Annotated in this window: 12 protein-coding genes; 9 read left to right on the top strand and 3 right to left on the bottom strand. The window is 73.1% G+C overall.

What is annotated here, in order from left to right; all coding sequences use genetic code 11:
- Positions 1-50 precede the first annotated feature (50 nt).
- The gene (locus tag ABZ193_RS20260) at positions 51-635 is read right to left on the bottom strand and encodes a hypothetical protein (RefSeq protein WP_237336520.1); all 585 of its coding nucleotides are present in this window, start codon (positions 633-635) and stop codon (positions 51-53) included.
- Between the two features lie 251 nt (positions 636-886).
- Here ABZ193_RS20260 and ABZ193_RS20255 point away from each other — a divergent pair, with 251 nt between their 5' ends.
- The 4 genes from ABZ193_RS20255 to ABZ193_RS20240 are packed head-to-tail and all read left to right on the top strand — an operon-like array spanning position 887 to position 5469.
- A complete protein-coding gene (locus tag ABZ193_RS20255) occupies positions 887-2299 on the top strand; it encodes an amino acid permease (RefSeq protein WP_237336521.1) in 1413 nt (470 codons plus the stop codon).
- Positions 2300-2317: 18 nt separating this feature from the next.
- Positions 2318-3538 carry an arginine deiminase gene (locus ABZ193_RS20250; RefSeq protein ID WP_237336522.1) on the top strand — a complete coding sequence of 407 codons (1221 nt, stop codon included), beginning with the start codon at positions 2318-2320 and terminating at the stop codon, positions 3536-3538.
- A 15-nt stretch (positions 3539-3553) separates the two neighbouring features.
- On the top strand, positions 3554-4549 hold the full coding sequence (gene argF / locus ABZ193_RS20245; RefSeq protein ID WP_354710984.1) for an ornithine carbamoyltransferase: 996 nt from the start codon (positions 3554-3556) through the stop codon (positions 4547-4549).
- The gene (locus tag ABZ193_RS20240; protein ID WP_237336524.1) at positions 4546-5469 is read left to right on the top strand and encodes a carbamate kinase; all 924 of its coding nucleotides are present in this window, start codon (positions 4546-4548) and stop codon (positions 5467-5469) included. The genes argF and ABZ193_RS20240 overlap by 4 nt, the downstream gene beginning before the upstream one ends.
- Here the strand turns inward: ABZ193_RS20240 and ABZ193_RS20235 are convergent.
- Positions 5466-7190: a GAF domain-containing sensor histidine kinase gene (locus tag ABZ193_RS20235; protein WP_354710983.1), complete on the bottom strand. Its 1725-nt coding sequence runs from the start codon at positions 7188-7190 to the stop codon at positions 5466-5468. The two genes, ABZ193_RS20240 and ABZ193_RS20235, sit on opposite strands and share 4 nt — an antisense overlap.
- 157 nt (positions 7191-7347) lie before the next feature.
- Here ABZ193_RS20235 and ABZ193_RS20230 point away from each other — a divergent pair, with 157 nt between their 5' ends.
- Positions 7348-7611, top strand: a complete 264-nt coding sequence (locus tag ABZ193_RS20230; RefSeq protein WP_235716258.1) for a 2TM domain-containing protein — start codon at positions 7348-7350, stop codon at positions 7609-7611.
- A gap of 186 nt (positions 7612-7797) precedes the next feature.
- A complete protein-coding gene (locus ABZ193_RS20225) occupies positions 7798-7998 on the top strand; it encodes a hypothetical protein (RefSeq protein WP_027936394.1) in 201 nt (66 codons plus the stop codon).
- 73 nt (positions 7999-8071) lie between these two features.
- Here the strand turns inward: ABZ193_RS20225 and ABZ193_RS20220 are convergent, their stop codons facing one another.
- Complete coding sequence (locus ABZ193_RS20220; RefSeq protein WP_020421659.1) at positions 8072-8644, bottom strand: CBS domain-containing protein; 573 nt, start codon at positions 8642-8644, stop codon at positions 8072-8074.
- 238 nt (positions 8645-8882) lie between these two features.
- On the opposite strand from ABZ193_RS20220, the gene ABZ193_RS20215 reads away from it, so the two are divergent.
- Genes ABZ193_RS20215 through cydD form a run of 3 tightly spaced genes read left to right on the top strand, consistent with a single transcriptional unit; the run spans position 8883 to position 14689 of the window.
- Positions 8883-10301 (top strand): cytochrome ubiquinol oxidase subunit I, encoded by a 1419-nt coding sequence (locus ABZ193_RS20215; protein ID WP_354710982.1) that lies wholly within the window; start codon positions 8883-8885, stop codon positions 10299-10301.
- 9 nt (positions 10302-10310) lie between these two features.
- Positions 10311-11324 (top strand): cytochrome d ubiquinol oxidase subunit II, encoded by a 1014-nt coding sequence (gene cydB, locus ABZ193_RS20210; RefSeq protein WP_020421661.1) that lies wholly within the window; start codon positions 10311-10313, stop codon positions 11322-11324.
- Positions 11321-14689, top strand: a complete 3369-nt coding sequence (gene cydD / locus ABZ193_RS20205; protein WP_354710981.1) for a thiol reductant ABC exporter subunit CydD — start codon at positions 11321-11323, stop codon at positions 14687-14689. Before cydB ends, cydD begins: the two co-directional genes overlap by 4 nt.
- Positions 14690-14696 lie beyond the last annotated feature (7 nt).

Genomic DNA, 14696 nt, shown 5'->3' with positions numbered 1-14696 from the left:
GCCGCACGACGGGCCCGGGGCGAGCGGCCACCGCTCGCCCCGGGCCTGGTTCACGACCGGGTGCTCCGCGTGTCGAAGCGGCGCCAGTCCTCGTCCCAGTCCGCCGCGCGGCGCCGGTCCAGCCGGATCCGCACGAGCCAGAAACCGGCGCCGCACAACAGGATCACGCCGGACCAGCTCGCGAAACCGACGGTGATCGCGTTCGTGATCACCACGCTCGGGGTGATCGGCTCGGTGACGACTGCGCCGTCGCGGTCGAGCCACACGGTCACCGCGTCGCCCCCCTGCGCGCCCCGGGCGGCCGTGACCTGACCGGTGACGGCCCGGCCGTCGGCTCCCTGCCAGGTCGCCTCGACCCGCGCCGGCCGGCCGGCCGAGCCGTTCGGGCCTGCGGTCCGCGGCGGGGCGTCCGCCAGCAGCGTCGCGGTAGCCGGGTGGCGCGTGGCCTGCTCGATCCGCATCTGCTCGCGTTCCTGGGTGTAGGTCCGCGCGCCCAGCAGGCCCACCGGCAGCGCGGCCAGCAGCACGACACCGAGCAGCACCAGCAGCAGGCGGCGTTCGGTCCGGTCCGTTGCGCGGGCCAGCGGATTGCGGCCGGGGCGGACGATCCACCGCGCCTTCGTCGCGAAACTCATCGGGGCTCCTTCGTCGGCAAGTCCTCCAGTACCGGCGAGGGTGGCCCGGCCGCGGCGGTGATCGAAGGGCCGACCGTCCCGACCGTGGTCACCGCGCGGCGGGACCTAGTGCTCTCGCCCACCGGTTCCCGTCGACCGGCGGACGGCACCGGTGACCTTGGTCCCCGGCCGGTGCCCATTGGTCCCTCGCCGAACGCGATCAACTTCCGCTGAACTCGACGGCGACCGGAACCCCCGACGGAAGGGCCGCCATGTCCAGACCACCGAGCACGTCACAACCCGCGCGTCCGGCGCGGCTCGAGCTGAAAGCCCGCTCGCTGGGGCTGACGTCGGCGACCGGACTCGTCGTCGGCAGCATCATCGGCACCGGCGTGTTCACCATGCCCGCGGTGCTCGCCGGCGCCGGGACCAGCTCCCTGCTCGTGCTCGCCGTGGTCGCGGCGGGCGCCACCGTGCTCGCGGTCCTCTTCGGACAGCTGACGCGGCGGGTGCCCAACGCCGACGGCGGGTTGTACGCCTATGCCCGCCACGAGTTCGGCGACTTCGCCGGCTACCTCACCGGCTGGTGCTACTGGATCTCGGCCTGGGCCGGCAACGCCGCGATCGTGTCGTCCTGGGTCCTGTACGTGGAGTCCCTGTTCGGCATCACCGATCCCTCGTGGTGGGTCAGCTGGGGCATCGCGATGCTGGGTCTGTGGATCCCGGCCGCGGTCAACCTGGCCGGCGTCCGGCAGATGGCCTGGTTCGAAAACCTCACGGTGGTGCTGAAGTTCGTGCCGCTGCTGTTCGTCGCCGTGGCCGGCTGGTTCTTCGTGTCGAAGGCCAACTTCGGCCCGTTCAACGCCTCCGGCGGCAGCCTCTACAGCGCGATCGGACTGGCCGCGGGTGTCGCGTTGTTCGCGTTCATCGGTGTCGAGGTCGCGGCCGTGACGGCGAAGCGGGTGCGGGAACCGGGCCGCAACGTGGGCCGGGCGTCGGTGCTGGGCACGGCCGCCAGCGCGCTGCTCTACATCGTGGTGTCGGCCGCCGTCATGGGCCTGGTCCCGCACGACGCGCTCGTGGCCACCGGCACCCCGTTCGTCCCGGCCGTGGAAACGATCTTCCCCGGGATGGGCTGGGCGGGCAAGCTCATCGCCGCGCTCGCCGTCGTGTCCGGCATCGGCGCGCTCAACGGGTGGACCCTGGTCACCACGGAGGTGTCGCGCGCGGCCGCGACCGACGGGCTGTTCCCCCGGGCGTTCGCGTGGACCGACCGCAAGGACACCGCGTGGTTCGGCATCGTCGTCGCCGCGCTGCTGCCCTCGCTGCTGATGCTGTGGCGCTACACCGCCGGTTCCGGCCTGACGGTGTTCACGTTCCTGGTCAACCTCTCGGTGGTCACGGTCGCGATCCCGTACTTCTTCTCGGCCTGCGCCCAGCTGGCCCACCTCGTGGGACGGCGCCGCGTCCGGCCGCTGCTGCTGGCCCGTGACCTGCTCATCGCCGGTGTCGCCGTCCTGTTTTCGCTGTGGGTGACCTTCGCCGCCGGCTACGCCGCGGTCTACCAGGCCCTCGCGATGGTGCTCATCGGCGTCGTCGGCTACGCGGTCCTCGCCGGGCGGCGGCAGCGCCAGGCGGTCCGCCGCGCCGAGACCACCCCGTCGATCCGGCACGACGCGGCCTGACCCGGAAAGGACGACGAGATGACGTTCGGAGTCGCCTCCGAAGTGGGCAAGCTGCGCCAAGTGGTCGTGCACCGCCCCGGCGGCGAGCTGGCCCGGCTCACCCCGCGCAACATCGGCGAGCTGCTGTTCGACGACGTGATGTGGGCGAAGAAGGCCAAGGAGGAGCACGACGTGTTCGCCGAGGCCCTGCGCGAGAAGGGGGTCCAGGTCCACTACTTCGAGCGCCTGCTCGCCGAGTCCCTCGACCTGCCCGGCGGGCGCGCGTTCGTGCTGGACCGGGTGTGCACGCCGGACATGCTCGGCGCCGCACTGGTGGAGGAGCTGCGCGGGCTCTTCGAGGGCATGAGCGGCGGCGAGCTGGCGGCCCTGCTCATCGGCGGGGTGCTCAAGGCCGACCTGCCGCACGTCCGCTCGGGCAGCCTGCACTGGAACACGCTGCAGCCCGACGACTTCGTGCTCCGCCCGCTGCCCAACCACCTGTTCCCCCGGGACAACTCGTGCTGGATCTACGGTGGAGTGTCCGTCAACTCGATGGCGAAACCGGCCCGGCGGCGGGAAACGCTGCACGCGCAGGCGATCTACCGCTACCACCCGCTGTTCGCCGAGGCCGGTTTCCCGGTCTACTCCGGCCAGGACGACGTCGCGCACTTCCCGGCCACGGTGGAGGGTGGTGACGTGCACGTCGTCGGCAACGGCGCGGTGCTCGTCGGCATGGGCGAGCGCACCTCGGCCACGGGTGTCGAGGCGCTGGCCCGCGCCCTGTTCGACAGCGGCCAGGCGCACACCGTGGTCGCCGTCGAGCTGCCCCGGTCGCACGCCATGATGCACCTGGACACGCTGATGACGATGGTCGACGAGTCCACCTTCGTGCTCTACCCCTACTTCGACCCGCACCTGCGGTCGTGGACCGTGCGGCCCGGCGGCCGGCCGGGCGAGCTCGACGTCCGGGGCAACGACAGCCTGTGGACCACGCTCGCGGGTGTGCTCGGCGTCCCCGAGATCACCGTGCTCCGCACCGACGAGGACGTGCGCGCCGCCGAGCGGGAGCAGTGGGACGACGGGAACAACTACCTCGCCGTCGCCCCGGGCGTGGTGGTCGGCTACGACCGCAACATCGCCACCAACACCATGCTGCGCAAGCACGGCATCGAGGTCGTCACCGTGCCGGGCGGCGAGCTCGGCCGCGGCCGCGGCGGCCCGCGCTGCATGACCTGCCCCCTCGAACGCGATCCCGCCTGACCCGAGGAGACCACCATGGACCTGCAGGGGCGCAACCTGCTCACGGCCACCGACCTGACCCGCGAGGAGTTCACGCACCTCGTTGACCTCGCCGCCCGGCTGCGGCACGAGAAGCGCGCGGGCGTGCGGGAACAGCGGCTCGCCGGCCGCAACATCGCGCTGATCTTCGAGAAGAGCTCCACCCGAACCCGGTGCGCCTTCGAGGTCGCCGCCCACGACGAAGGCGCCGCCGTCACCTACCTCGGCCCCGGCGAGACCCACCTCGGCCACAAGGAGTCGGTCGAGGACACCGCGCACGTGCTCGGCCGGATGTACGACGGCATCGAGTACCGCGGGTCGGCACAGGAAACCGTCGACGTCCTGGCTGCTCACGCCGGCGTGCCCGTCTGGAACGGGCTCACCGACCTCTGGCACCCCACGCAGATGCTCGCCGACGTGCTCACCATGCGGGACCACGTCGCCGGGCCGCTGGAGCGCCTGACGCTCGCCTATGTGGGTGATGGCCGCAACAACACGGCGAACTCGCTGCTGGTCACCGGAGCCCTGCTGGGCATGTCGGTCCGCATCTGCGCGCCGCGCGAGCTGTGGCCGTCCCCCGCGGTCCGCGAGCTGGCCACCGGGCTGGCGGCTGGGTCGGGCGCGGACCTCGCCGTCACCGACGACCCCCGCGCCGGGGTGCGGGGCGCGGACTTCGTCTACACCGACGTCTGGCTGTCCATGGGCGAGCCGGAGGAGACCTGGGACGACCGGATCCAGCAGCTGCTGCCCTACCAGGTGGACGCCAAGCTGCTCGGTGCGACCGGGAACCCGCGGGTGAAGTTCCTGCACTGCCTGCCGTCCCTGCACAGCCGCGACACCGGCCTCGGCCGCCGGCTGGCCGCCGCGCACGGGGTCGCCGCGCTCGAGGTGACCGACGAGGTGTTCCGCTCCCCCGCCTCGGTCGTCTACGACCAGGCCGAGAACCGGATGCACACCATCAAGGCGCTGATGGTCGCGACGGTGCGGCGATGAGGATCGTCGTCGCCCTCGGCGGGAACGCCCTGCTGCGCCGGGGCGAGACCCCGGACGCCGGCATCCAGGAGAAGCACGTCCAGGCGGCCGCCGACGCGCTGGCGCCGCTGGCCCGGCGGCACCGGCTGATCGTCACCCATGGCAACGGCCCCCAGGTCGGCCTGCTCGCCCTGGAGACCGCCGGCGACCCGGCGCTCACCGCGCCCTACCCGTTCGACGTGCTCGGCGCGCAGACCCAGGGCATGATCGGCTACTGGCTGGCGCAAGCGCTGCACAACCGCGCCGGCCTGCCCGCCGCCGCGGTGCTCACCCGGACCCTGGTGCGGGCGGACGACCCGGCGCTGCGGCAGCCTGCCAAGTTCATCGGACCGGTCTACGACGAGGAGACCGCGCGGCGGCTCGCCGGCCGCAACGGCTGGCAGGTGCGCCGGGACGGCTCCGCGTGGCGGCGGGTCGTGCCGTCCCCCGAGCCCGCCGACGTGGTCGAACTGCCCCTGATCCGGCTCATCGCGGACAGCGGCACGACCGTCGTCTGTGGCGGAGGCGGCGGGGTGCCGGTTGTGGCCGACGAAGACGGGCAGCTGCACGGCGTGGAAGCGGTGGTCGACAAGGACCTCACCGCGGCGCTGCTGGCCAGCGCGCTGCAGGCGGACGCCCTGCTGCTGCTCACCGACGTCGCCGCGGTCGAGGACGGCCACGGCACCGCCGCCGCACGCCCCATCCGCCACGCCCATCCGGCCGGCCTGCGGGCCCGCACCTTCCCGGCCGGGTCGATGGGGCCCAAGGTGGACGCCGCCTGCCGGTTCGTGGAGTCAGGCGGCGCGCTGGCGGCGATCGGCCGCCTCGAAGAAGCGGCAGCGGTCCTGGCCGGGCGCGCCGGCACAACGGTCTCGCCGGTCGCGCCGGCCAGGCGCGGTTAGGAGACGGGCGCCGCCCAGGTCAACCGCGTGCCGCCGTCCTCGGCCGCCGTGACGGAGAGGCTGCCGCCCGCCTGGTCAGCACGTTCGCGCAGGTTGTGCAGGCCGCTGCGGGCCACGGTGTCCGGGATGCCGATCCCGTCGTCGGCCACCTCGATGACCAGCTCGTCACTGGCGGAGACGGTGACCATCAGCGACGTGGCCTTGGCGTGGCGCACGGCGTTGGACAGCGCCTCGCGCAGCACCGCCTCAGCGTGCTCGGCCAGCTCCGGACCGGCCACGCCGACCGGACCGGACATGCGCACGGTGGTGCGCAGCCCGGTGTCGCCGGTGATCTCCGCGATGACGTCGTCGAGCCGCTTGCGCAGCTGCCCGGTGCCGTGCAGGCCGCCGTGCAGATCGAAGATCGCCGTGCGGATTTCCGCAACGATGCTCTGCACGTCGTCGATCATGTCGGCCAGCCGCCGCTGGATCTCCGGGTTGCGGGAACGCATGTGCGTGCTCTGCAACGCCAGCCCGTGGGCGAACAGCCGCTGGATCACGTGGTCGTGCAGGTCACGAGCGATCCGGTCGCGGTCGGAGACCACCTTGAGTTCGCTGATCGAACGCTGGTCCTCCGCCAGCTGCAGCGCCAGCGCGGCCTGGTCGGCGAAGGCCGCCGCCAACGGCAGGTGCGCGCTGTCGAAGGCCGCGTCGCCCGTGCGCCGGGCCACCACCAGCACGCCGGAGACCGAGGTGCGAGACGCTCGCAGCGGCAGCACCAGCGCGGGACCGAACTCCGCGGACACCTCGAACTCCAGGCTGTCCACCCGCCGCGGCTGCGCGTCCCGGAACGCCGCCCCGCAGGTGGACCCCTCGACCGGGATCTTCCGCTCGGTCAGCCGGCCGGGATCCAGGCCGGCGTGCACGGTGACGACCAGCTCCGTGACGTCCTCCAGGGGCATGTCCGGATCCTCGGGTTGCGCGATCAGCGCGTAGTCCGCACGCGCCAGCGTCAGCGCGCGGGTCGCGATGAGCGTGAGAACGTCGGCCGGATCTGCGGCGGCAAGCAGTTCGGCGCGGACCTCGCTGGTGGCCTCCTGCCACTGCTGCCGCAGCCGGGCCTGCTCGAACAGGCGCGCGTTCTCCACCGCGATGCCCGCGGCCGCGGCGAGCGCCTGCACGACCACCTCGTCGTCCTCGGTGAAGGGCTGGCCGTTGTTCTTCTCGGTGAGGTAGAGGTTGCCGAACACCTCGTCCCGCACCCGCACGGGCACGCCGAGGAAGGTCTTCATCGGCGGGTGGTGCGCCGGGAACCCGGACGAGGCGACGTGCTGGGACAGGTCGTCCAGCCGGATCGGCTTCGGCTGCTCGATCAGCAGGCCCAGCAGGCCGTGCCCGGTCGGCAGGTCCCCGATCTCCCGGCGGGTCGCCTCGTCGATGCCCTCGTAGACGAACTCCGCCAGCGACTCGCGGTCCTGGGTCAGCACCCCCAGCGCGCCGTAGCGGCAGTCAACGAGGTCGATCGCCGAGTGCACGATGCGCCGCAGGGTGGCGTCCAGTTCGAGCCCGCTCGCGACGGCGAGCATCGCCTCCAGCAGCCCGTCCATCTGGTCGCGCGACTGCACCAGCTCCTCGATGCGGTCCTGCACCTCGCGCAGCAGTTCCCGCAGCCGCAGCTGCGACAACGTTTCGCGCAACGGCCGTTCCTGTCCCGCCAGGTCACGCTGGTCCTCGCCCGCCATGCCGACCATCGTGCCCCACCGGGCAGCCTCCCGTCACCCATCGTGAAGTCAGCCCGACGCACGGCAGAGGGCGAAGGTCCCCGCCGCCAGGTGACCAGGGCCCGTAGTGCGGGCTCCCGGAAGGGCTGACGCTGATGGGAACAAGGAGGTGGTCACCGTGACCGACACGGAAGCCGACCGGCGCGAGCACGCCGTGGCACGGCTCAAGCAGAAACGCGACTACTACCAGCACGTGGCCGTCTTCGTCCTCATCAACGGTTTCCTGATCGGGGTGTGGGCGCTGACGGGCGCGGACTTCTTCTGGCCGGTCTTCCCGCTCGGCGCCTGGGGCGTCGGGCTGATCATGCACACCTGGGACACGTTCTCGCCGAACTCGCCCAGCGAGCGGCGCATCCGGCGGGAAATGGACCGGATGGCCTGAGCCGGCGTTCCGCGACGACCGCCCCGGTTCCGGCCGGGGCGGTCGTCTTTTTCGTCGTGCGCGCCCCTGCCGAAGGGCCTCGTGGCCAGGGGCCCCAGGTCCCGTGATCCGGGGCCCCGGGGCTCTCGTCCCCGCGAGGCGGTCCGGACAGGCTGAACACACCTGAGGGCAAGGGCGGTGACGACGATGAACACCCTGATCGAGCTGCAGCACCTGGCTGCGCACCGGCCATCGGCCACCGCGCCCCCGGACGAGGTCGCCGCGTGGTACCGGGACAAGGCGCTGCTGCACCAGCACCTCGCGCTGGAGTCTCGCGAACCGGCGATCGCCGCGCGGGAACGCCTCCTCGCCGGCGCCGCACTGCGCCGCGCGGCGATCGCCGGGTGAAGCGCCGGACGCGGCGCGACCACCGCACCGGGAGCGGAGATCCCGGCACGGTGGTCGCCGTCAAAGGGTTCGGTCAGGTTCGCGGGACCGACTTCAGCGTCACCCCGGTCACGCCGCGCACCGACCGCGCCAGCGCGCCGACCACGCGCCGCTCCGCCTCGTCGGCGAACTCGCCGCTGATGACGGCCTCGCCGTCGCTGATCTCCACCCGCCATTCGCCGCGGTGCCCGGAGTAGTCGGTCAGCACCGCGCGCAGGACGGTGGCGACGGTGTCGTCCGAGGACACCAGCGGGCGGAGCAGGTCGCGACGGCTCACGACGCCGACGAGGACGCCCTCCTCGGTGATGGGCACGCACCGGAGCCGGTCGGCCAGCATCCGACGGGCGATGCCCTCGATCTCGGTCGCCATGGTCGCGACCTCCACCGGCGTGGTCATGTACTCCGCCACCGTGGCGCGCCCGTTCGCGCCGGCCATCGTCGCGCGCAGCGCGTCGGCCTCGGTGAACATGCCGATCACCCGCTCACCGTCGTCGACCACCGGCATCCCGGCGAACCCGTGCTCCACCAGCGACGCGGCCGCCTCCCGGACGGTGGCCGAGGGCAGCACCCGGACCACCGGCTTGCTCATGATCTCCCACGCGTGCATGACGTGCTCCTCGTTCGTCGCTTGACCTGTTGCCGTCAGGCTCGTCCCGGGCGGGCCGGAAAAGCAGGGCCTAACGGCACCGCGCCCAGGGACCTTCGGCGCTCCCCGCGCCGGCCCGGCGGCGGCGCACGAGTCCGGATGGGACCGCGGTCCCCGGCGAAGATGACCAACGGCCCTGCCCGCGCGCGCTCCGCGCCGACGACGCTGGACCCGATCTTGCTCCGCCCGGGAGCTGGTGATGGGAGAGGCGATGAACGCGCTGGACCTGGCGCGGTGGCAGTTCGGGATCACCACCGTGTACCACTTCATCTTCGTGCCCCTGACGATCGGGCTGTCGTTCCTGGTCGCCGGGATGCAGACCGCGTGGGTCCGCACGGGCAAGGAGCACTACCTCCGCATGACGAAGTTCTGGGGGAAGCTCTTCCTCATCAACTTCGCCATGGGCGTGGTGACCGGCATCGTGCAGGAGTTCCAGTTCGGCATGAACTGGAGCGACTACAGCGCCTTCGTCGGCGACATCTTCGGCGCGCCGCTGGCCATCGAGGGCCTGCTCGCGTTCTTCCTGGAGTCGACGTTCCTCGGGCTGTGGATCTTCGGCTGGAACCGGCTGCCCAAGCGGCTGCACCTGGCCACGATCTGGCTCGCCGCGACCGGGACGCTGCTGTCCTCCTACTTCATCCTGGCGGCGAACTCCTGGATGCAGCACCCGGTCGGCTACCGCGTGAACCCGCAGACCGGCCGCGCCGAGCTCAACGACTTCGCCGCCGTGCTCACCAACTCCACCGCGATGGGCGCCTTCGCCCACACCATCACGGCGTGCTTCGTCACCGGCGGCGTGTTCGTGGTGGCGATCAGCGCGTGGCAGCTGAAGAAGAAGCGCGCCCCCGAGGTGTTCCGCCCGTCGATGCGCGCCGCGCTGGTGACGGTGCTCATCGCCAGCGCCGGCGTCGTCGTCACCGGCGACATCCAGGCCCGCATCATGACCGAGCAGCAGCCGATGAAGATGGCCGCCGCCGAAGCGCTCTACGACACCGTCGCGCCGGCGTCGTTCTCGCTGTTCACGATCGGCTCGCTGGACGGATCGGAGGAGGTGTTCAGCATCCGGGTGCCGCGGGTGCTGTCGTTCATGGCGACCGGGTCCTTCGACGGCGAGGTCGAGGGCATCAACGACCTGCAGGCGCAGGCCGAGCAGACCTACGGCGCCGGCGACTACACGCCCAACGTGCCGGTCACCTACTGGACGTTCCGGCTGATGATCGGGTTCGGGTTCCTCATGGGACTGCTGTCGCTGATCGGGCTGTGGGTGTTCCGCCGGGGCCGGACCCCGCGCTCGCCGTGGTTCTACCGGTCGGCCATCGCCTGCCTGGCCCTGCCGTTCGCGGCCAGCGCGCTGGGCTGGATCTTCACCGAGATGGGCCGCCAGCCGTGGGTGGTGTTCGGGGTGCTCAAGACCGCCGACGGCGTCTCCCCCACGGTGGCTGCCGGGAGCGTGCTCACCTCGATGATCGTCTTCACGATCCTCTACGGCGCGCTCGCCGCGATCGACGGCACGCTGATGTACCGCTACGCCCAGCACGTTCCCGATCCGGAGCCCGAGCAGGACGCCGGGAAGTCCGATGAGGACACCGAGGCCCGTCCGCCGGTGTTCACCTACTAGGAGAATCCCATGCCGCTCACCGACATCTGGTTCCTGCTCATCGCCGTCCTGTGGACCGGCTACTTCGTCCTGGAGGGCTTCGACTTCGGCGTCGGGATCCTGCTGCCCTTCCTCGGCCGGGACAACACCGACCGCCGGGTCATGATCAACTCGATCGGCCCGGTGTGGGACGGCAACGAGGTGTGGCTGCTGGTCGCGGGCGGCGCCACCTTCGCCGCCTTCCCGCTCTGGTACGCCAACCTGTTCTCCGGGTTCTACCTGCCACTGCTGATCATCCTGGTGGCGCTGATCGTGCGCGGCGTCGCGTTCGAGTTCCGCGGCAAACTGGACAGCACGGGATGGCGGCGCGGCTGGGACGTCGCGATCTTCGCCGGATCGGCGGTGCCCGCGCTGCTGTGGGGCGTGGCGTTCGGCAACATCGTCCGCGGCGTCCCGCTCGACGCCGAGCACCACTTCACCGGCTCGTTCTTCGACCTGCTCAACCCCTACGCGCTGCTCGGCGGCGTCACCACGCTGTCGGTGTTCGCGCTGCACGGCGCGGTGTTCCTCGCCCTCAAGACCGACGGGGACGTCGCCGAGCGGGCCCGCCGCCTCGTCCGCGGCCTCGGCGTCGTCGCGATCGTGCCGGCCGGGGCGTTCCTGCTGTGGACGCAGCTGGCGCACGGCCACGGCTGGACCTGGGCCAGCACCGCGGTGGCCGCGCTCGGCCTGGCGGGCGCGATCGCGATGACCGACCTGCGACGCGACGGCTGGGCGTTCACCCTGACGGCGCTGGCGATCGTGGCGACGACGGCCACGCTGTTCGGCTCGCTCTACCCGGACGTGCTGCCGTCCACCACGGATGCCGCGAACAGCCTGACCACCACCAACGCCGCGTCCACGCCGTACACGCTCAAGATCATGACGTGGGTCGCCGTGGTGTTCACCCCGATCGTCCTGCTCTACCAGGGCTGGACCTACTGGGTGTTCCGCAAGCGCGTCACCCGCGCGTCCATTCCGGACTCGCAGGGCCTGCCGGTATGAGGCCGCTCGACCCGCGCCTGCTGCGGCACGCCCGCGCCGCGCGCCCGTTCGTCCTCGGGTGCGCGGCGCTGGGGGTGGCGACCGCGCTGCTCGTCCTGGTCCAGGCGGACCTGCTCGCCACGGCGATCACCGGCGCCTTCCTCGACGGGACCACACTGGCCGCGCTGACCGTGCCGGTGCTCCTGCTCGTCGTGGTGGTGCTGGGCCGCTCCGGCATCGCCTGGCTGTCCGAAACGCTGGCGCACCGGGCATCCGCCGCGGTGCTCGACCAGCTGCGCGCCGCCCTCGTCACGCACGTGCTGCGCGCCGGGCCGCGACGCTTCGGCGGCCGGTCCCCCGCCGACCTGGCGACCCTCGCGACCCGCGGCGTGGACCGGCTGGACGGCTACTTCGCGCGGTACCTGCCGCAACTGCTGCTCGCCGCGGTCGTGCCCGCCGTCGTCGGGCTGCGGATCCTGCTGTCCGACTGGGTCGCCGCGGTGATCCTCGGCGTGACGGTGCCGCTGATCCCGGTCTTCATGATCCTCATCGGGCTCTACACCCAGCGCGCGGTGAACCGCCAGTGGCGCACGCTCGCCGTGCTGGGCAACCACTTCCTCGACCTGGTCGCGGGCCTGGCGGTGCTGACCGCGTTCGGCCGCGCCAAGGCCCAGCGGCGAGGGCTGCGTGAGATCACCCGGCGGCACCGGCTGGAGACCATGCGGACGCTGCGCGTGGCGTTCCTGTCCGCGCTGGCGCTGGAGCTGCTGGCCACGCTGTCGGTCGCGCTGATCGCGGTGTCGATCGGGCTGCGGCTGCTCGCCGGTGAACTCGACCTGCACACTGCCCTGGTCGTGCTGATCCTGGCGCCCGAGGTGTACCTGCCGCTGCGCGCGGTCGGGGCCCGGTTCCACGACAGCACCGAGGGCATCGCGGCCGCCGAGGACCTGTTCGCGGTGCTCGAAGACGAACCGGACACGACCGGTGGCCGCCGTCCCGCGCCCAACCCGGCACGGGTGCCGCTGCGGCTGGAGCGGGTGCGCGTCAACGGGCGCTCCGGCCCGGTGCTCGACGAGCTGAGCCTGCGCGTCGAGCCGGGCGAAATCGTCGGCATCAGCGGGCCGAGCGGCGCGGGCAAGAGCACCCTGCTCGACCTGCTGCTCGGCTGGTTCACCCCGGACGCCGGGCGCGTGTTCGCCGACGGCGTCGACCTCGCCGAGGTCGACCGCGCCGCCTGGCAGGAACGCGTGGCGTGGGTGCCGCAGAAGCCGTGCCTGCTGGCCGGGACCGTGGCGGGCAACATCCGGCTCGGACGGCCGGACGCCGGCGACGACGAGGTGGCCCGCGCCGCGGAGGCGGCTGGGCTCGACCTGCCGCCGGACACCCCGGTCGGCGAGCTCGGATCGGGCCTGTCCACCGGGCAGCAGCGCCGTGTCGCGCTGGCCCGCGCCCTGCTGACCGGCCGTCCGCTGCTGCTGCTCGACGAACCCACCGAGGGCGTCGACGCGGACACCGAGAACGCCATCCTGGACAGGCTGCCCGCGATGCTGGCCGGGCGCACGGCCGTGATCGTCAGCCACCGCGAAGCCGTGCTGCGCGCGTGTGACCGGGTGATCGAGCTGCGGTCGCCCGCGGCTACCGCCGCTCCGGCCGCGCCCAGCCGCCCCGCCGCGCGTCCCGCGTCCGCGCCCGCCCCGGTCACCACCGCGACCGGGGAGGAGCCGGCGACCGGCGCGGGCACCTGGCAGTGGCTCCGGACCGCGATCCGGCCCTACCGGTGGCGGCTGGCGCTGGCCTGCGCCGCCGGCGCGGCCGCGCTCGGCAGCGGCGTGGCGCTGACCGCGGCGTCGGGGTGGCTGATCTCCAGCGCCGCGCTGCGCCCGCCGGTGCTGTCCCTGATGGTGGCGATCGTCGCGGTGCGCGCGTTCGGCCTCGCCAAGGGCGTCCTGCGGTACGCCGAGCGGCTGCTGTCGCACGACGTGGCGTTGCGGGCGGTGGCCGACCTGCGGGTGCGGGTGTGGACCACCCTGGTCCGGCTCGGCCCCGCGGTGACCGCCCGCCGGCGCCGCGGCGACCTGCTGAACCGGCTGATGTCCGATGTGGACAGCCAGCAGGACCTGCTGGTGCGCGTGGTCGTGCCCGGGGTGTCGGCCGCCGTGGTCGGTCTCGGCGCGGCGGCCGGGTTCGGCCTGCTGCTGCCGGAGGCGGGCGTGATCATGGCCGCCGGGCTGCTGTGCGCCGGAGTGGCCGCGCCCGCGCTGTCGGCGCTGGCCTCGGCGAAGTCCGAACGCGACACGAGCACGACGCGCGCGGCGGTGACCGCCGGGACGGTCGAACTGCTGCAGGCCGCGCCCGACCTGATCGCGTTCGGCGCCGCGCCTCGCCGTCAGGACGCGCTGCGGCACAGGGCTTCCCAGCTCACCGCGGCACTGCGCCGCTCCGCCGCCGCGCGCGGGCTCGGCGCGGGGTTGAGCACGTTGTCCATCGGGATGACCATGATCGGCTGCCTGGTGGCCGGCGTCGCCGCGCTGCGCGCCGGACGGCTGGACGGCCCGGCGCTCGCGGTTCTCGCGCTGACGCCGCTGGCCGTGACCGAACTGGTGGCCGCGTTGCCGGAAGCCGCGCAGCGGCTGCTGGCGGCGCGCCTGGGCGCCCGGCGGCTGGCCGAGCTCGACACCCTGCCCTCGCCGGTCGCGGAACCGGCCGCGCCGGTGGCCGCCGGACGCGGGCCGCTGGAGCTGGACGGGTTGTCGGTGCGCTGGCCGGGCGCCGCGGTGGACGCGGTGCGCGGCCTCGACCTGAGCACCGGCTACGGCCCGGTCGTCCTCACCGGACCGTCCGGGTCGGGCAAGAGCACCGCGCTGGCCGCGGTGATGCGCAACCTGGACCCATCCGGCGGCGCCGTCCGGATCGCCGGCACCGACACGCGGACGAACACCTCCGACGACGTCCGCGCCGGGTTCGCGTGGTGCGGACCGGACACGCACCTGTTCGACAGCACGCTGCGGGAGAACCTGCTGCTGGCCAGGCCAGGCGCCTCCGACGACGAACTGCGGGAGTGCCTGCGGCGGGCCCGGCTCGGCGCCGTGCTCGCGGCGCTGCCGGAAGGCCTGGACACACCGCTCGGCGCGCACGGCACCACGCTCTCCGGCGGGGAACGGCAGCGGATCGGCGTGGCCCGCGCCCTGCTGGCCGACCGGCCCGTGGTGCTCCTCGACGAGCCGACGGCCCACCTGGACGGCGCGACGGCCGCCGGGCTCGCCGCCGACCTGCGGGCACTGGTGGCGTCCCGTCCGGCGGTGATCGTCACCCACCGGCCCGCGGAGTTCCCCGGGCTGCCGGTGGTGGAGGTGGGCGCGGGATCGGTGGCGCCCAGCCGGGTCTGACCCCCGG

The sequence above is a fragment of the Amycolatopsis sp. NPDC006125 genome, assembly GCF_040614195.1.
Classification (GTDB): Bacteria; Actinomycetota; Actinomycetes; order Mycobacteriales; family Pseudonocardiaceae; genus Amycolatopsis_E; species Amycolatopsis_E tucumanensis.
The sequence above is the reverse complement of the archived record's forward strand: the minus strand, read 5'-3'. Positions and strand labels throughout refer to the sequence as shown.